Here is an 18308-nt window from a genome sequence, read left to right on the forward strand (position 1 = left end):
GTGGCAGTTCTGCTGCTCGGCGCCTATAACCAGGCGCGAGCCAGCAGATCGTCGTCGGCGACCTCGCTCGTCCTCGGTGGAAATCGGGTCGCCGCGATCGACTCTGTGCGCGTTCCGTCGTGTCCGACCAGCCATGAGCCGCCACGATCTTCGCACTCGGCGATTTTCGCGAACGCGGTGAGCAGAAAGGTGATCGCTTCACTTGGGTCGGTGGTCCGGGCCAGACGCTGGGATTCACCTGGCCGGGAGAGGTCCAGCCACACACCGCCCTGTCCGTCGAGCCGCATGCCGACGATCTTGTCGGCGTGCACAAAGGTGAATCTGCGCCGTTCCCATGGGGTCGTCGGCGTAAAGCTCTGCTCGAGTACCTGGAGCAGGATCGTCATGCTGCTTCCTCGGCTTCCCTTGACACCAAACTGCGGTTCTTTCACGATGACCAGCGGTTATTCCAGTATGTTCCGGGATTGCGCAGAAATCCAGGAGGGCCGCGCCGTGGCGGCGTCGGCGCCGCTTGATTGGATGGGCTGATGCTGCACGGTCTGTGGTCGCCGGGGTCCGGGTTGTCGCTCTGGTACGACACGCCAGTCACCACCCGATCCGCTGATCCGGACGTCGTGCAGCCTGGCCCGGTGGGCAGTGTATCGGGGGTCGCGAAGCTGCGACATCGAGCGGAGGTCCTGGTCGCCGGGCCCGGCGGCATCATGACCGAGCGGGTTCGCGCGCATGCCCTCGCTCCAGCCGCGGCTGCCGAGGTCCTGCTCGGGCGGTTACTCGCCGAGGAGGTGTCCGGGGATCTGCGTTTTCTCGCCCATGTCGCGCGCGGTATCGAATGCTGGGTGCGGGCCGGGCGAGTCGTTCCGGGCCTGTGCAGGGCGGATGGTCAATGGTGGGTGCGCTGGCGGCTGGTCGGCGGCGAACGGCAACGTGCGTGGCTGGCCGAACTGGCCGCTGTCATGCCACAGGCATTACAGGTGGCCGAGGCGCTGGAGCGTTGGCGAGCCTGCCTGACTGAGGACGAACCGGATCTGGTGCTCCGCTTGCTAGAGCCGGAGGGCGAACTCGATGCCGCGCCTGAGCCGATGACACTGTGGCGGCTATAGGTTTGCTTGTGTGTCCCCGGTGCGGCGCCCATGCCGGTTCCGCTGCATGGCGATCCGAGTCGAGTCCGGATCGCTGTGGATAAACTCGGCGCGGCGCAGCGGGTCTACCCACGGTTGCGGGATGTGCCGGGCGATCCGCGCACTATGGACCTGTTACTGCCGACCGAGGTGGTGATCGACCTCGTCGAGCACGGCGCGCACGCCCTGCACGCGTCGGGAGTGCGGTTGCTGCTGCCAAGGGCATGGAGCATCGCCGAACCGAGTATGCGCCTTCGGGTAGATAGTGCCGTGCCTGCTGCGGAAAGCGTCGTCGGGATGAGTGACCTGGTCTCCTATCGTTGGGAGCTCGCACTCGGTGACATCGTGCTGACCGAGGCCGAGATAGAACGGCTCGTGCGCGAAAAATCCGATCTAGTCCAGTTGCGCGGCCACAGGGCGCTCGCCGCCGCGGCCCGCTATATCGCCGCGCACACCGACGACTCCCCGATAACTTTCGCGGATCTGCTCGGCGATATCGCGGGCTCACGGGTGCCGCGGGTGCCGATCGCCGAGGTCACCGCCTCAGGCTGGGTCGCGGACCTGCTCGATCGCACGAGGGAACTGGAACCGGTGACCCGACCGATCGGGCTGAAAGCCGAATTGCGGCCCTATCAGGAACGTGGTCTGGCCTGGCTGGCCACCATGAGCAGGCTGGGCTGCGGGGCGATTCTGGCCGATGACATGGGACTGGGCAAAACCGTACAAGTGCTCGCTCTGCTGGCGCACGAGCGCGAACAGGCACCGTCGTGGCCTGCCTCGGCCTGCGCCACGCCCGAGATGGCTGCGCCGCAGGGACCGACGCTGCTGGTATGTCCGATGTCGGTGGTGGGCAATTGGCAGCGGGAGGCCGCACGATTCGTGCCCGACCTCAGGGTGTGGGTGCACCATGGCGCGGGGCGGCGGGCAGGGCCCGAACTCGACGCGGCGGTCGCCGCGGCCGATCTGGTGATCACCACCTACGCGCTGCTCGTCCGCGACGTCGAGGAACTCAGCAGGCAGGGCTGGAATCGCATCATTCTGGATGAGGCACAGCACGTCAAGAACGCGGGCACCAGGCAAGCACGGGCGGCGCGGTCGTTGCCCGCACGGCACCGGCTGGCGCTCACCGGGACTCCGGTGGAGAACCGGTTGGAAGAGTTGCGCGCGCTCATGGATTTCGCGGCGCCGAAGCTGCTCGGCAGCCCGCAGTCGTTCCGTGCTGTTGCGCAAGGCGCTACGGATGACTGCGGCCGACGAGGCGATCGCCGCCGCAGGACTGCGCGAACTCACCGCGCTGTACCGTGTGTTCGTCAGCTGACCAGCGTGGTTGGCACCCGGTATCGGGGCTGATGGCTGCACCGGATATCAGGGGCAGGGCGATTCCGGTGCAGCGAAGGGACCAGAGACTTCCCGACGCCGGGTACCGTTCTCCATTCTCCCGCCGGTCGGAGCGACCGGGAACTGTCACAACGGTGCCCGCATACTGCCTTTGCGCTGAACTGGGCACGCGCGCGCACCCGAGGGATGCGCACACCTGGCCATTTTCTATGCGGAAACCATACCGACCAGAACGAATGCTTTGTTGTAGTCTGGCAGGTGTGGCAGGCGAGAGCCCATCGGCGATGGCGCCGCACGACGACCTCGGCGCCCCTGTCGATGTACGCACACCCCCACGCCGGGTGGTTTCCTTGGTTCCGTCCTTGACCGAGGCAGTGGCGCTCACCTGTCCGGAAGTCCTTGTCGCCGCTACGCTATGGTGCACGCACCCGGCCGGGCTTGCGGTGGAACGGATTCGGGGAACCAAGAATCCAGACCTGCGGCGCATCATCGAGCTCGCCCCCGATCTGGTGCTGTGCAATAAGGAGGAGAACCGCCGTATCGATGTCGAACGGTTACGCGCTGCGGGAATCCCGGTCTGGGTCACCAAGGTGGAAACAGTCGACGAGGCTGTGGACTCGCTCACCAGAGTCTGTGCGCAGGCGCTCGGGGTCGATATTCCTCCCTGGCTGCTCCAGGCCGAATCCGTTTGGGCACCAGAGGTACCCGCATTGTGTCGTGCCGCCGTTATCCCGATCTGGCGGCGCCCGTGGATGGTGGTCGGGCGTGATACTTTTGCCGGCGATATCGCGCGCCGCCTGGGTCTGCGGTTGGTGCACGCTGATCGCCCGGACCGTTACCCGCGCGTCACCCATGCGGAGCTGACCGGAGGCATCGACCTGGCGGTACTTCCCGACGAGCCGTATCCTTTTACCGAAACCGATGGGCCCGAAGCTTTTCCGGGCATCCCGGTCGCGTTGGTGGAAGGGCGCGCCCTCACGTGGTACGGGCCGTCACTGGCGACAGCGCGTGGTGTGCTCGCCGCACAACTGACCGGTGCGCGAGCTGTGGATCAGCCGCGCGGTTAGCCGCTCCCGGTGCGGGTATCTGTTCAGTCCGCGATCCGGTACACGCGCTGCGCGGTGGTCCGGAAGACCTGCTCGAGTTCCTTCTGGCCTCCGCCGTGGCCGGTTATCACGGTCGCGATCGCCTCGATACTGTCGGCGATGGTGGTGATCGGCTTGTCCACCGGGAAGTTGGAGCCCCAGATCAGGCGGTCGGCGCCGAAGACGTCGAGGGCGTGCTCGACCAGCGGGCCGATCCGGTCGACCAGGTCCGCTACCGGGGTCGACTTGCCGTGGGGCGGGACCGGGTGGCCGAGAACCGGCATCATCAGTCCGCTGACCTTCGCGACCACGTTCGGGCGCGCGGCCAGTGCGGTGAGATCGTCGCGCCACCGCGCCATCAGCTGTCCGCGTAGTCCGGGATGCGTCCCGGTGTGCTTGCCGACCGCGCCGAGAATGCCTGCCGGAGTGCCGAGATGGTCCAATACGATCGGCACTTCGGGGTAGTGTTCAGCCAAGGTGGTGACGTCGGGAATGGTCTGCGAATATACCCACGCGTCGAAGGACAGGCCTCGTTCGGCGAGCTGTGCGAAGCCGTTCAGGAACGCTGTCGAGGTGAGTGTGCCCGCCGTGTCGACGAACGGCCGCACATCGGGATCAGGATGCTCAGCGGTCATGGTCCGGATACCGCGCAGCAGCGGTGACGCGGTGGCATGCGCGTCCAGCAGCTCGGCGAACCCCGGTGCCGCTGGGTCACCGCCGGCGACTATCGCACCGAGCCGGGGAGCTTCCCGCAGCGGCAACCCCGCTACCCACCTGGTCTCGCCGGCCTTGCCGAGCGGCCCCGGCTGTAACCACCCGGCCTCGACGTGTGTGATCGTCTCGATCGGTGTGTTCCCGGCATCGGCGCGGTAATCAGAGGGAAGGTAGGGCCGCAGGAAAACAGTCGGGTCGTCCCCGACGAACCGCCGTTCCCGTCGCGGCGCGAGGTGCTTGACCACACCCAACGGCACCGGCAGCAGCCGGAGCAGTTTCGCCAAGGCGCCGAAAGGTCGTGGAGTGGTGAATGGATCCCACTGGTGGATATGTGCGTCGACGATCTGGATACCCGAGAGGTCCATAGTTGCCGTCCCAACGGAGTCAATGGTTTTCCCGGCAGATTCTCACAGGTCCGGTGTGGCTGGTGGGAAATCAGCGAGTTCGTCCCGACGTGGCGACGCCCATCGCGATCTCGTCTGTTTCCCACATGGCGTAGGAGTAGGTCGAAGTAAGGGCCGGTAGACCGTAGAAGCCGGTATCCACGTCGTAATGGTGCTGGATCGCTTGCCGGGAAGCACTTCGCGGGTCTCACATGGTGCGGCGGTACTGCCCGCCGACGGTGCAGAAGGTGTCGGTGATTTGCTGCAGCGTACACACCCGAGCGGCGGCCATCAGCACCTCGAAGATGTTGTCGTCAGTGCGCGCTACCGCTTCGAGGTGGGCAAGGGCAGTGTGGGCGGCGTCATGGTGCCGCTGCTGGAATTCACGAACCCGCCGTAGCTGGGACTGCTTTTCCGCCTCGGTGCCGCGCGCTAGCTCCATGACCCGATCCGGCTCATCATGGGTGGCACGGAAGGTGTTCACGCCGACGATCGGCAGCGAGCCGTCGTGCTTGCGCTGTTCGTAGCGCATCGATTCGTCCTGGATCTTCCCCCGCTGATAGCCGGTCTCCATCGCGCCGAGCACGCCGCCGCGTGCGCTGATCCGGTCGAATTCGGTCAGCACGGCCTCCTCGACCAGATCGGTGAGTTCGTCGACTAGAAAGCTTCCCTGCAGCGGATTCTCGTTCATGGCGACACCCCACTCCTGGTTGATGATGAGCTGGATGGCCAGGGCGCGGCGTACCGATTCCTCAGTGGGGGTGGTCACCGCCTCGTCGTAGGCATTGGTGTGCAGGCTGTTGCAATTGTCGTAGATCGCGATCAACGCCTGCAAGGTGGTGCGAATGTCGTTGAAGTTCATTTCCTGTGCGTGCAACGACCGGCCGGAGGTCTGGATGTGATACTTCAGCTTCTGTGACCGTTCATTGGCGCCGTAGCGGTCGCGCAGGGCGATCGCCCAGATACGCCGGGCTACCCGACCGATAACCGAATACTCCGGGTCCATGCCATTGGAGAAGAAAAACGAAAGGTTTGGCGCGAAGTCATCGATGTGCATGCCGCGTGCGAGGTATGCCTCCACATAGGTGAACCCATTGGCCAGTGTGAAAGCAAGCTGACTGATCGGGTTCGCGCCGGCCTCGGCGATGTGATAGCCGGAAATCGACACCGAGTAGAAATTGCGGACGCCGTTGCGCACGAACCATTCTTGGATATCGGCCATCATGCGCAGGCTGAACTCGGTGGAGAAGATGCAGGTGTTCTGGCCCTGGTCCTCCTTGAGGATGTCCGCCTGCACAGTGCCACGCACCGTGGCCAGGGTGCGCGCGCGGATCTCAGCTGCTTCATCGTCGGTCGGTGGCCTGTCCTGAGTGGCCGCGAAACGGTCCAGCGCTTGATCGATAGCAGTATTGAGGAAGTACGCCAGGATGGTCGGTGCGGGACCGTTGATGGTCATCGATACCGAGGTGGTCGGCGCGGTCAGATCGAAGCCTTCGTAGAGGACTTTCATATCGTCGAGCGAAGCGATCGATACCCCGGAGGTGCCGACCTTGCCGTAGATATCGGGACGCTCGGCGGGATCGTGCCCGTAGAGCGTCACCGAATCGAACGCGGTCGACAGTCTTTTCGCCTCGGCATGCGCGCTGAGTACTGTGAACCGGCGGTTGGTGCGGAATGGGTCGCCCTCGCCCGCGAACATTCGCGCCGGGTCCTCGGTGTCGCGTTTGAATGCGAACACTCCTGCTGTGAACGGAAAGCGACCGGGCAGATGCTCGGTACGTAGGAAGCGCAACAGCTCGCCGTGATCGGTATAGCGGGGGAGGGCGACTCGCGGGATCGATGTACCGGACAACGTTTCCCGGCGCAGCGAGGTGCGTATCGCGCGATCGCGTACCCGCACCACATGCTCATGCCCACAGTAGGACGCGGCGAGTGCGGGCCATTCGGCCAGCAACGCGGTATTCGCCGCGCTGAGCTCGGCGCGGGCGTGCTCGGTCAGCTCGGCGACGGCGGTGTCGGCGGGTAGTTCGGCGGCTACCTGTTCGAGTCTTTGCAGGCGTTGCGCGGCAAGGACTTGTGCGGCGGTCTCGGCGTGGTAGCCGCGTACGGTCTCGGCGATCTCGGCCAGATAACGCACCCGTGCTGGTGGGATAAGCTGCGCGAAGCGGGTGGACACGCGGGTATCCACCCTGGGCAGCACGCCGGGCTCCAGGCGAAGGCCATAGTGGGCGAGCACACCGATCAGGTGCTGGTAGAGCGCGGTCACCCCATCGTCGTTGAATGTCGCCGCGCTGGTGCCGAAGACCGGCATATCCTCCGGCACGGCATGGAATTCTTCCCGGTTGCGGATCAGCTGCCGAGCCACATCGCGTAGCGCGTCCGCGGCGCCACGGCGTTCGAACTTGTTGATCGCCACCACATCCGCGAAATCCAGCATGTCGATTTTCTCCAGTTGGGAGGCAGCGCCATAGTCGGGAGTCATCACATACATCGCCACGTCGACGTGCTCGCTCACTGCCGAATCACCCTGGCCTGTGCCCGGCGTTTCCAGGATGATCAGGTCATATCCGGCGGCCTTGCAGGCAGTCAGGATCGTATCGATGTTGTCGGGCAGTTCCCGGCCGCCGCGGGTGGCTAACGAGCGGAAGAAAATGTGCTCATCGTCGAGCGCGTTCATTCGGATGCGGTCGCCGAGCAATGCGCCGCCGCCACGGCGGCGAGTCGGATCGACCGCGAGGATTGCCACCCGTACCTTGTCCTGCTGATCCGAGCGCAGTCTGCGCACCAATTCGTCAGTGAGCGAGGATTTCCCTGAGCCGCCGGTGCCCGTGATGCCCAGTACCGGCACAGTGCGCGCGGCCGCGTTCAGTCGCTGCCGGTCGGTCTCGGGCAACGCGCCTGCTTGCAGACAGGTGATGGTGCGGGCCAGGGCGGCGCGCTCGCCCGCGAGCACTGCCTCCAGCGCAGGCGGTGCGGTCGTCAGGTCGGTATCGCAGGCCCGGATCAGCTGATTGATCATGCCTGGCAGTCCGAGTCGCTGCCCGTCCTCGGGAGAGAAGATGGTTACGCCGGATTCGGCCAGCCGGGTGATCTCCTCGGCGACGATCACGCCGCCGCCACCGCCGAAGATCCGGACATGTTCGGCTCCGGCTTTTTTCAACGCCTCGGCCAGATATTCGAAGTACTCGATATGCCCGCCCTGATACGAACTGACCGCGACACCCTGAGCGTCCTCGGTGAGTACCGCGTCGACCACCTCGCTGACCGCGCGATTGTGACCGAGGTGGATCACCTCAGCGCCTTGGCTCTGCAGGATGCGGCGCATGATGTTGATCGCTGCGTCGTGCCCGTCGAACAAAGCGGCGGCGGTGACGAAGCGAACAGGGTGAGTGGGTGAGTAGAGCGCGCTGCTGTCGGCCATGGGATTCCTCCGGCGATTCCATTGGCGCCCGACACTAGGACGTCAAACCAATCGTACGGTGGCCGTGCTCACATTTCTAGCCGCACTGCCTGCCGAGTCCCGTTTGCCGCAGCTGTTGGTCGCGTGGACCTGCCGAGGCTAATTCGGCTCGTTACGGTGGATACGGGCCTGGGTCGCGGATTTCGGTTGCGCCGCGCGCAGTTTGCCGCACTGCGGCAGCCGACTTGGACATACTGGGCGCATGGTGAGTGATGATACGGCGGGGGCTGCCATGGCACGACTGGTCGCGGTGGGGGTGCTGTCCGAGTCTCAAGCCGATGCGGTGGTCGCGGCGCTAGCGGTTGAACAAGAGGCGGAGCCTTCGCGCGGAAAGGTGTTCGCGGAGATTTTCGCCTATCTCGGGGCTGGTCTGCTGTTCGGTGGGATCGGCTTGATGATGGAGTCGTCATGGGAAAGGCTGGATGAGCTGGTGCGCGGGGGTGTGCTGGCGGCGATCGCGATCGGGCTGCTGTTCGGTGGGATGGCACTCGCCAGAAGTTCGTCTCTTTTGTTCTCTGGTCCCGGCATTTCGCACAGCGCCCGCACGCGGCTAGCGGCGGTGCTGTTCGCGCTGGCTTCGGCCGCCGCGGCTGGGTCGGTCGGTACCGCGATCGATCACGGGAATGTCCATAGCGGGTGGGTTTTCGTCTGCATTGCCGGTGCGGTGGTGGCAGTGTTCGGTTATGTCGCGTTGCCCTCGTTATTGGGTCTGTTCGTCTGCGCCTGCTTTGTGCCCGCCGCGTTGGTCGGCCTGTTGATCGAGGTCTTCGAGCTGGGTGAGGTGTGGGGCAGTGTGGCCGCGTTGCTGCTCGGTGGGTTGTGGTTCGCACTGACCAGGTTCGGCGCTCTGGTCGAGACATGGGCCGGGTATTCGATCGCGATAGTCACCTCGATTGCCGGTGCGCAAACCATCGACGTCGTTGGGTCGATATGGGCCCACGTGCTCACTGCCTTGGTGGCGGTCGTGTGTTTCGGTTTGTACACGACGCAGCGGTCGACAATGCTCGTCATCGGCGGTGCCAGTGCGATCGCGCTCTCGGTCGGTCGCGCGGTGTCCGAATGGACCGACGACACGCTCAGTGCGGCCAGTGTGGTCGTGCTGACCGGCGCGACTCTTCTGATTGTCGCCGCGCTCCGCCTCACTCGAACCGACTAGCCGCTTCGCCTATCTGTCGTGGCTCTGCGGCGCTGGTTCAGCGTCGAATAGTCACTGTGGGTAGGTCATATAATTTTGATACTTGGTCATCCAACTATAGGGTGACAAACAATACCGAACTGGCGGGGTTCGGATCGGCAACGAGAACAGGACTGGCATGGTTCGCGAACTCACCCACTTCATCAGCGGACAACAGGTGCCGGGCGCCTCTGGCGACTTCGGCGATGTCTTCGACCCCAATCTCGGCCAGGCGCAGGCACGGGTGCCGCTGGCGAACAGATCCGAGGTCGAAGCGGCTATCGTCGACGCAGTGGCCGCGCAGCCGAAGTGGGCTGCGTTCAACCCGCAGAGGCGGGCGCGGGTGCTGATGAAGTTCCTGACCCTGGTACAGGACGAGATGGACTCGCTCGCCGCGCTGCTGTCGTCCGAGCACGGCAAAACCATCGCCGACGCCAAGGGCGATATCCAGCGCGGCCTGGAAGTCATCGAATTCGCCACCGGGATCCCGCACCTGCTCAAGGGTGAGTACACCGAGGGCGCTGGCACCGGCATCGACGTCTACTCCATGCGCCAGCCACTCGGCGTCGTCGCGGGTATCACCCCGTTCAACTTCCCGGCGATGATCCCGCTGTGGCAGGCCGGTCCAGCATTGGCCACCGGCAATGCATTCGTGCTCAAGCCTTCTGAACGCAACCCGTCGGTGCCGCTGCGCCTTGCTGAGCTGTTCGTGGAGGCAGGCCTGCCTGCCGGGGTGTTCAATGTGATCAACGGAGACAAAGAAGCTGTCGACACGCTGCTTCGCGACCCGCGGATCAAGGCTGTCGGCTTCGTCGGCTCCACCCCGGTCGCGCAGTACATCTACGAGACTGCGACTGCGAACGGCAAGCGCGCTCAGTGCTTCGGCGGCGCGAAGAATCATGCGATTGTGCTGCCGGACGCTGATCTGGACGATGTCGCCGACCAACTGGTCGGTGCTGGTTATGGGTCAGCGGGGGAGCGGTGTATGGCTATTTCGGTGGCTGTTCCGGTCGGTGAGCAGACCGCTGATCGGCTGGTGGCCAAGTTGACCGAGCGGGTGCGCAAGCTCAATGTCGGCCGCTCCGATGACCTCGGCGCCGATTACGGCCCGTTGATCGGTCAAGACGGGGTAGACCGGGTGAACAAGTACGTCCAACTCGGCATCGATGAGGGGGCCGAGCTGGTGGTGGACGGACGTGGCCTTGTCGTGGCAGGCGCCGAGGAAGGCTATTTCGTCGGCGCCACCTTGTTCGACAAGGTCACCCCGGACATGCGGATCTATCGCGAGGAGATCTTCGGGCCAGTGCTCAGTGTGGTCCGCGCCAAGGATTACGAAGAAGGGCTGCGCCTTGCCGACGAGCACGAGTACGGCAATGGTGTCGCGATATTCACCCGTGACGGCGATACCGCCCGTGATTTCGCCGCGCGTGTCCAAGTCGGCATGGTCGGGATCAATGTGCCGATCCCGGTGCCGATCGCGTATTACACCTTCGGTGGCTGGAAGCGCTCCGGATTCGGCGATCTGAACCAGCATGGACCGGATTCCATCCGCTTCTACACCAAGACCAAGACAGTGACCCAGCGCTGGCCGGCTGGTCGGAAGGAAAGCAACACCTTCGTCATCCCTACGATGGACTGACCGATGTTCGCACTCGACGACGACGAACGGGCGATCAGCGACACCGCGCGCGGCTTCGCGGACGAATTTCTCGCACCCAACGCATTGGAGTGGGACGAGCAGAAGCATTTCCCGGTCGATGTGCTGCGTAAGGCGGGACCGCTCGGTCTCGGCGGTATCTATGTGCGCGAGGACGCCGGCGGTTCCGGGCTGCGCAGGCTGGACGCCGTGCGCGTCTTCGAGCAGCTGGCCACCGGCTGCCCAGCTATCGCCGCCTACATCTCCATCCACAATATGGCGACGTGGATGATCGACCGCTACGGCGACGAGCGTCAACGCCACCACTGGTTGCCTCGATTGACCGGGATGGAACTGCTGGCCAGCTACGCACTCACTGAGCCTGACGTCGGTTCGGACGCGGCGGCGCTGAGCACCAAAGCCGTCCGTGACGGCGACGACTACATCCTCAACGGCGTCAAACAGTTCATCTCCGGTGCCGGCGCCACTGATGTCTATGTCGTCATGGCGCGCACTGGGGAAGCGGGAGCACGCGGGATCTCGGCATTCATCCTGTCTGCCGACACTCCGGGCATCTCTTTCGGCGCTGACGAAAAGAAGATGGGCTGGAACGCCCAGCCGACTCGCCAGGTGATCTTCACCGACGCCAGGGTGCCTGCGGCGAACCGGCTCGGCGCGGAAGGCGACGGTTTCCGCATCGCCATGAACGGGCTCAATGGCGGCAGGCTCAATATCGCCGCGTGCTCGGTCGGCGGTGCGCAGTTCGCACTGGACAAAACAGTGCCCTACCTCGCCGAACGACACGCATTCGGCAAGCCGCTGCTGAAAAACCAGGCGCTGCAATTCGACCTCGCCGATATGCGCACCGAACTGGAAGCCGCGCGCACTCTGCTGTGGCGGGCCGCCGCGGCTCTGGACGCCGACTTGCCAGACAAGGTGGAGTTATGCGCGATGGCGAAACGCTTCGCCACCGACGCGGGCTTCGAGGTCGCCAACAAAGCGCTTCAGTTGCACGGCGGCTATGGCTACCTGGCCGAATACGGCCTGGAGAAGATCGTCCGTGATCTGCGGGTACACCAGATCCTCGAGGGCACCAACGAAATCATGCGGGTAATCGTAGCCCGCTCACTGGTCGGCGCGGCATGAGCGGTCAGGCCTGGAGGTGGCAGCGGAGCGTGGCCATGGAGGGCCCCGTTCGTGCCGGAGAGGTAACAGCATGAGAGAACATCACATGGACCAACCGGAAGTCCTGCTCGAACAGCGTGACGGGCTCGGCCTGATCACCCTGAACCGGCCCAAGGCCATCAACGCGCTGAACCATCCGATGGTTCGCGCTATCACGGACGCACTGCACGCCTGGGCGCAGGATGACCAGGTGCGCAGTGTCGTGGTCACCGGTGAGGGCGAACGTGGCTTGTGCGCGGGCGGCGATATCGTCGCCATCCACGCCGATGCGAAAAACGGTGCCACCACGGCCGATTCGGCGACCGGCCGATTCTGGCGGGACGAATACATTCTCAACGCGCTGATCGGTCGCTACCCCAAGCCGTACGTGGTGGTGATGGACGGCATCGTCATGGGCGGCGGCGTCGGCCTCTCCGGGCACGGTAGCCATCGCATCGTCACAGAACGGTCCAAGATCGGTATGCCCGAGGTGGGCATCGGCTTCGTCCCGGATGTCGGTGGCACATGTCTGCTGGCCCGCGCTCCAGGGGAGATCGGCACCCATATCGCACTGACCGCCGCGCGCATGAGCCCGGGTGATGCCATCGAGGCAGGTTTCGCAGACCACTTCGTTACCACTGAACATCTGCCCGCTCTGCTGGAGACCCTGCGTACCGAGAGCGTCGATATCGCGATCGCCAAGTTCGCTACGGACGCGCCAGAATCCGCGCTGCTCGCCGGGCAGGAGTGGATCGACGCCTGTTACAGCGCCGACTCCGTCGAGGAGATACTGGCGCGCCTACAGGCGCACGAAGCACCAGAGGCGCAAGCGGCGGCCGTCGAGATCCTGGCGAAATCCCCGGTCGCGCTGAAGGTCACGCTGCGTTCCCTACGCGCGGCGCGGACCGCGTCCAGCTTGGAAGCGGTGTTGAACGAGGAGTACCGCGTCTCGATCGCCTCGCTGTCCTCACCTGATCTGGTCGAAGGTATTCGGGCGCAGGTGATCGATAAAGACCGCACCCCGCGCTGGTCGCCCGCGACCCTCGCGGAGGTCACCGACGTACAGGTGGACGCATACTTCACCGGACTGGGCGATCGAGAACTGGGTCTGGCGGTTCCGGAGGTGGCGCGATGAGCACGAAGATAGGTTTCCTCGGCCTCGGCCATATGGGCGCGCCGATGGCGGCGAACCTGGTGCGGGCCGGATATGAAGTACTCGCCTTCGACCCGGTGCCCGTGGCGAGGGAGCAGGCTCAGCGGAACGGGGCGACGGTCGTCGCTACGGCCACTGCCGCCGCTGCCGCCGACCTCGTGATCACCATGTTGCCCAACGGCGAACTCGTCCTCGACGTTTACGCTGAGCTGCTTCCGGTCGCCGTGCCGGGTACGTTGTTCATCGACTGTTCCACCATTGATGTGGCCGACGCCAAGACCGCTGCCGAACGCGCTACCGCCGCCGGACACCATGCGCTGGATGCCCCGGTCTCCGGCGGCGTAGCCGGCGCGGCGGCAGGCACCCTGACCTTCATGGTCGGCGGCGGCGCGGAAGATTTCGCTGCCGCGCTTCCTGTGCTCGAGGTAATGGGCGGCAAGGTCGTGCACTGCGGTGGCCCCGGGGTAGGCCAAGCGGCGAAGATCTGCAACAACATGCTGTTGGGTGTTTCGATGATCGCGCTGTCGGAGGCCATAGTGCTCGGTGAGAAGCTGGGGTTGAGCCATCAGTCGTTCTTCGACGTGGTTTCCACCGCCTCTGGCAATAGCTGGGCGCTGACCAGCTATTGCCCGGTCCCAGGCCCGGTGCCGACCAGCCCGGCCAACAACGACTACCAACCGGGCTTCGCCGCCGCCTTGATGGCCAAGGACCTCGGGCTGGCCGCGAACGCGTTGCGGGAGAATGATATCGACGGCCGACTCGGGCAGCTCGCCGCCGAGATCTACACCCGGTTCGACCAGACCGACGCTGGTCGGGATTTCTCGGCCATCATCACCGATATCAGAGAACGGAGTGATGAGCCCCGCTCGGGTGGCTGAGAGCGTCAGCCACTTATTGTGAATTAACGACGGTAGTCGAATGGTGGTCGAGCAGCGTTCTGATGCCACCAAATCACTCCGCTCACTCACTGATGCTGTGCCGAGCCATGGCACGCTGACTGCGGTTACCCGGAAGTCCCTTTTGACATGCTCCGGATAGCAGTGAGTTAATGGCCACGTGCCCGCAGTGCATACCCCACGTGGTCTTCGCGTGGCGGCCGTTGCCGACCTGCACATGCACGAGGTGGTAGCGGGGAGATTCCGCCACGATTTTCTCGGTCTCGCCGCGCACGCTGACGTCTTGCTGTTGGCGGGCGACCTCACCGAAGGAGGTACTCGCGAGGAATCCGACCTGCTTTGTGCTGAACTCGACGGCATTCCGGTACCGGTGGTGGCGGTACTCGGCAATCATGATCACGATCAAGGACTCGGTTCCGAGATCGCGGATCAGCTCACCGCCCTCGGTGCGCACGTTCTGGACGGTGATTCGATACTCCTCGAATTCGACGGTGTCCGTGTCGGTATCGCGGGGGTAATGGGCGGTAGTGGCGGCTTTCCCGGCTATCCGGGCACCCCAGACGAAGGGACCGCTGAACACCGTGCCCGCATGCGCCGTGGTCCGCTCGACGCTCTTCGCCTGCGGCAGGCGCTCCAGTCGCTGGACTGTGAAATCCGCATAGCTTTGATGCATTTCGCGCCGGTTGTCGACACCTTGGTCGGTGAACCACCCGCGATCTACCCCGGACTAGGGTGCCACGACCAGGCCGATGCGGTCGATGCGGGCGGCGCGCTGCTCGCGATTCATGGACACGCCCACGGTGGAACGGAATTCGGCCGCACTCGCGGTGGTGTACCGGTACGTAATGTCTCCTACCCTGTTCTCGGCCGGACATACGCGGTGTACAAGGTCGCCCCGATCGCACGCCATCAGATGGAGGTGACCACATGAGGCTTGGCGGTGTGGTACCGAGAGATCGGCTGTGCCCGAGTATGGGGAGCTGTTCGGTGATGGTGGCGATGGTGAAGTCCAGCAGCGCTCAGCAGTGCTGCCCGTACTGAGCGAGCCGGCGTGGTATGTCGAGAGCTTCCGACTAGGCATCTGTCACGTGATCACGTTCGATGTTGCGGCGAAGTTCGGGCCCAGTACCTGGATACGTCGATCGTGAGAAATTGTGTCGGCCGGTTTGCGAGCGCTCGAAGCCTTCGAAGAGCACACGCCGTTATTCGGACATCTCGAGCAATGCCGGGTGTCCGTCAGCGGTGACCTGAACTCTGTTGGTGTACCTACCAGGTTGGAGAAGGTCTGGAGTGATATAGATTGCCCTGACTACTTCGCTCCCCTTCAAGAAGACAAGTATATTTCCACGCTGCATAAATGTATCATCCATGTCGACTTTGCCACCTACTTGACTCTCGACATAGTCACGGGAAACCGGATGGTGGGATACGAACACCGAATCCCAGTCGCCGGCGGTCCAGTCGACTAGAGTTACCGAACCCCCCGTTTGTCGAAGCTCTGTCAATCTCGTGGACAGCATCTGATTCTCTTCCAAAACAACCCCTTTATGAGCAGAACATGCAGCCAGTAAAACGATACCGATGGCTATCGAGGCGCGGAAAACCTTCTTAGCTGTCATAGGTGCCATAACTTTCGCCATCGCTTCCAGGGTTGTACCCCCCTGAAGTGAAGTCTTTTCCGGTCGGGGCAGGCTTGACTCCGCCAGTGGCGGGTGGGCCATCGGCTTTGCCTGTATTGCCGATAGGAATCTGATCGCTCGGCGCAAGCAGGCCATCCGGACCCACTACGACCATATCGCCTCGAAGCACTGAGTTCTTCACATAATCTGCCAGTTCCTCAGGGCTGGCATCGGGGTGTTCGGCTGCGATTTTGCGTCCGATCAAATTATTGTGAAGGTCCATTGCTTCAGCTGCTGCTGAGCTGGTGTCCACACCTTCATGGGCGTTCGTATACTGTTCGGCGAATTCTGCCCCGAAGCGGTTGGCGAGCATTGCGTTCCAGTATGCGTGCCGAAATGCATCCGAATGACCATCGGTAAGCCCCTGGCGGTCGAAAACATTCTCGGATTCGTGAATCGCGGTTTTGTACACCCCATATGCATCGCGGGCGCCGAGAATTCCGAGGTCATCGAGCAGTCGTGCTTCTTCGGATGTCATCTTTTGCTCGCCGAACGCCCAACTGAGTGGCGGCTTCGGCCATGTGGTCATTCCCTCCGGGTCCACTGGAACATTGAATCTATTCAGTATGTCATCGTGGAACCGTTGTGCAAGTGTTGTCTGTCGGTTACTAGTCGACTGTTCGTCGATAAAGTTACCGGATCCAAGAAGATCACCTGCAGCCTCGATTGCTCTCGCCTGATTCAATATGTTCTTTTTGAGATCGGAAATTTCTCGAACCAAAGCAGTGTGGGCTATGTCAATTGCATCTTGATATGTTGCTGCTTTCGTATCGTCTGGTCCATGAACGGTCCAATCATCGTCTACGAGAAAGCCGGCTTCGACCGCATCGTCGGCCTTGCCGCAGAGTACGTTGCGCAAAAGCCCGAGATCGGTAACCGAGTTCTTTACCAGACCGGGGACATCCGAGATTTCGTAGTACACGCGTCGGGATTGATCATGATCCTCGGATACGCGCTCATATGCCGCGTTGTATGCAACGCCTTGCCACCGCGGCCCTGCTTCTGCGAAGTGAGTTCGCGCACCGCCGATGGCGTTCAAGACTCGCTCATTGATTCCTTGAAGTGTGTCAGCCCACTCTTGAAGGGGCGTCAGGTTCCAACGCTCCAGATCGGATTTCGATATCTTCATCAGTTCTGTGCAACCGTGAAATCGAGTTCGTTCATTTTTACTGAGAATTCTTGATCTGTCATATTATAGTTATTGGCGCATGTTCGGGTCTTTGCTGCAACGGACCGCATTCGATCAGATATTTGTAGATACGCACCCTCGACCTTCTCGGCAAGTTCTGCGAAGTAGTGATGAATTTCGGCACCGGCTAATTCTGGGCTCGGCTTGCTTCGAATGTCCAGGCTATCTATTTCGTTTCCGAATTTTTCGAGTTTCTGCGCGACTTCGATCAGCTCATCTGCATCGGCTTGCAGCACAGTGCCTCCCTTGATCTGCGGTAGCTCGGGTCACTCGGGTTTAAATGCCAACGAGTGTGCTACCTGCGAACTCGGTCGACCCTAACATGAGCGGCAATGCCTGTAGGAAGCCGCCGATGTATTCGAAGTCGTTGCGATAGTGCGGCATTGCCGGTTCGGTGAGTTCGCCAGTAGCTGTGTCGCTAGCCAGTGGCTGTGACGCTAATGGAAATGATGAGGTCCGGCTGCGGATGGTGCTGCTCGCGCTGAGTGGGTTGTATCGTCACCGATATCCATAACCGCTGCGATCAAGAGGATGCCGAGTGACCGACTTCGAGACGATTCTGCTGGAGCGCAAGGGACGGGTCGGCTGGATTGCGCTGAACCGCCCGAAAGCGCTGAACGCGCTGAACGCGCAGGTTCTCGACGATGTTATCGCCGCGCTCGACGAGCTGGAGCAGGACGTGGAGATCGGCGCCGTCGTGATCACCGGATCGGAGCGGGCTTTCGCGGCGGGCGCCGATATCAAGGAGATGCAGCCCAAGTCGTATATGGACATGTTCCTGAACGACTACTTCGCCCGCTGGGAGCGGTTGGCGCAGTTCCGTAAGCCCACCGTTGCCGCGGTCGCCGGCTACGCACTCGGCGGCGGTTGTGAGCTGGCCATGCTCTGCGACATCCTGTTGGCGGCCGATACCGCGAAGTTCGGACAGCCGGAGATCAAGCTCGGCGTGATCCCCGGTATCGGCGGCTCGCAGCGCTTGACCCGCGCGATCGGCAAGGCCAAGGCGATGGATCTGGTGCTCACCGGGCGCACTATGGATGTAGAGGAGGCTGAGCGGGCCGGGCTGGTTTCGCGGGTCGTGCCCGCAGTGGAACTGCTCGATACCGCGCTCGAGGTCGCCGAGACCATCGCGGCGATGTCGTTGCCGGTCACGATGATCGCCAAGGAGGCGGTGAACCGCTCGTTCGAGACGACTTTGGCCGAGGGGCTGCGGTTCGAACGTCGGGTCTTCCACTCGTTGTTCGCGATCGAGGACCAGAAGGAAGGTATGAGCGCGTTCGTCGAGAAGCGTTCGGCGACGTTCACCAACCGTTGACGAC

General features: G+C 63.1%; 14 protein-coding genes and 1 pseudogene. 9 read left to right on the forward strand and 6 right to left on the reverse strand.

All coding sequences use genetic code 11. The annotated features are described in order from the left end of the window. Positions 1-23 precede the first annotated feature (23 nt). Positions 24-386 (reverse strand): hypothetical protein, encoded by a 363-nt coding sequence (locus ACX4ZE_RS11065; protein WP_480273273.1) that lies wholly within the window; start codon positions 384-386, stop codon positions 24-26. 141 nt (positions 387-527) lie between these two features. On the opposite strand from ACX4ZE_RS11065, the pseudogene ACX4ZE_RS11070 reads away from it, so the two are divergent. Beyond that, positions 528-2339, forward strand: a pseudogene (locus tag ACX4ZE_RS11070) (DEAD/DEAH box helicase); the annotation flags it as partial. A 377-nt stretch (positions 2340-2716) separates the two neighbouring features. Further along, complete coding sequence (locus tag ACX4ZE_RS11075) at positions 2717-3523, forward strand: helical backbone metal receptor (protein WP_480273274.1); 807 nt, start codon at positions 2717-2719, stop codon at positions 3521-3523. A 23-nt stretch (positions 3524-3546) separates the two neighbouring features. Here the strand turns inward: ACX4ZE_RS11075 and ACX4ZE_RS11080 are convergent, their stop codons facing one another. After that, positions 3547-4620: an amidohydrolase family protein gene (locus tag ACX4ZE_RS11080; RefSeq protein ID WP_480273275.1), complete on the reverse strand. Its 1074-nt coding sequence runs from the start codon at positions 4618-4620 to the stop codon at positions 3547-3549. 226 nt (positions 4621-4846) lie between these two features. Then, on the reverse strand, positions 4847-8059 hold the full coding sequence (icmF, locus tag ACX4ZE_RS11085) for a fused isobutyryl-CoA mutase/GTPase IcmF (protein ID WP_480273276.1): 3213 nt from the start codon (positions 8057-8059) through the stop codon (positions 4847-4849). A gap of 241 nt (positions 8060-8300) precedes the next feature. Here icmF and ACX4ZE_RS11090 point away from each other — a divergent pair, with 241 nt between their 5' ends. From ACX4ZE_RS11090 to ACX4ZE_RS11115, 6 genes are all read left to right on the forward strand, one after another. After that, complete coding sequence (locus ACX4ZE_RS11090) at positions 8301-9254, forward strand: DUF2157 domain-containing protein (RefSeq protein WP_480273277.1); 954 nt, start codon at positions 8301-8303, stop codon at positions 9252-9254. A gap of 157 nt (positions 9255-9411) precedes the next feature. Then, positions 9412-10911: a CoA-acylating methylmalonate-semialdehyde dehydrogenase gene (locus ACX4ZE_RS11095; RefSeq protein ID WP_480273278.1), complete on the forward strand. Its 1500-nt coding sequence runs from the start codon at positions 9412-9414 to the stop codon at positions 10909-10911. Between the two features lie 3 nt (positions 10912-10914). Continuing rightward, positions 10915-12054 carry an acyl-CoA dehydrogenase family protein gene (locus ACX4ZE_RS11100; RefSeq protein ID WP_480273279.1) on the forward strand — a complete coding sequence of 380 codons (1140 nt, stop codon included), beginning with the start codon at positions 10915-10917 and terminating at the stop codon, positions 12052-12054. A 70-nt stretch (positions 12055-12124) separates the two neighbouring features. After that, positions 12125-13207, forward strand: coding sequence for an enoyl-CoA hydratase/isomerase family protein (locus ACX4ZE_RS11105; RefSeq protein WP_480273280.1), 1083 nt, complete (start codon positions 12125-12127; stop codon positions 13205-13207). After that, positions 13204-14103 (forward strand): 3-hydroxyisobutyrate dehydrogenase, encoded by a 900-nt coding sequence (gene mmsB / locus ACX4ZE_RS11110; protein ID WP_480273281.1) that lies wholly within the window; start codon positions 13204-13206, stop codon positions 14101-14103. Before ACX4ZE_RS11105 ends, mmsB begins: the two co-directional genes overlap by 4 nt. A gap of 178 nt (positions 14104-14281) precedes the next feature. After that, a complete protein-coding gene (locus ACX4ZE_RS11115; RefSeq protein WP_480273282.1) occupies positions 14282-15052 on the forward strand; it encodes a metallophosphoesterase family protein in 771 nt (256 codons plus the stop codon). Between the two features lie 271 nt (positions 15053-15323). On the opposite strand, the gene ACX4ZE_RS11120 is transcribed toward ACX4ZE_RS11115, so the two are convergent. From ACX4ZE_RS11120 to ACX4ZE_RS11130, 3 genes are read right to left on the reverse strand one after another with little or no spacing between them, the layout of a single operon-like run. After that, complete coding sequence (locus tag ACX4ZE_RS11120; RefSeq protein WP_480273283.1) at positions 15324-15761, reverse strand: hypothetical protein; 438 nt, start codon at positions 15759-15761, stop codon at positions 15324-15326. Beyond that, positions 15730-16929, reverse strand: a complete 1200-nt coding sequence (locus tag ACX4ZE_RS11125; RefSeq protein ID WP_480273284.1) for a DUF6973 domain-containing protein — start codon at positions 16927-16929, stop codon at positions 15730-15732. The genes ACX4ZE_RS11120 and ACX4ZE_RS11125 overlap by 32 nt, the downstream gene beginning before the upstream one ends. Then, complete coding sequence (locus tag ACX4ZE_RS11130; protein WP_480273285.1) at positions 16929-17225, reverse strand: hypothetical protein; 297 nt, start codon at positions 17223-17225, stop codon at positions 16929-16931. Before ACX4ZE_RS11130 ends, ACX4ZE_RS11125 begins: the two co-directional genes overlap by 1 nt. A gap of 302 nt (positions 17226-17527) precedes the next feature. Here ACX4ZE_RS11130 and ACX4ZE_RS11135 point away from each other — a divergent pair, with 302 nt between their 5' ends. After that, entirely contained in the window at positions 17528-18304 is a 777-nt protein-coding gene (locus ACX4ZE_RS11135) for an enoyl-CoA hydratase (protein WP_480273286.1), read from the forward strand. Positions 18305-18308: the final 4 nt, after the last annotated feature.

The organism is Nocardia sp. TBRC8007, assembly GCF_056629435.1.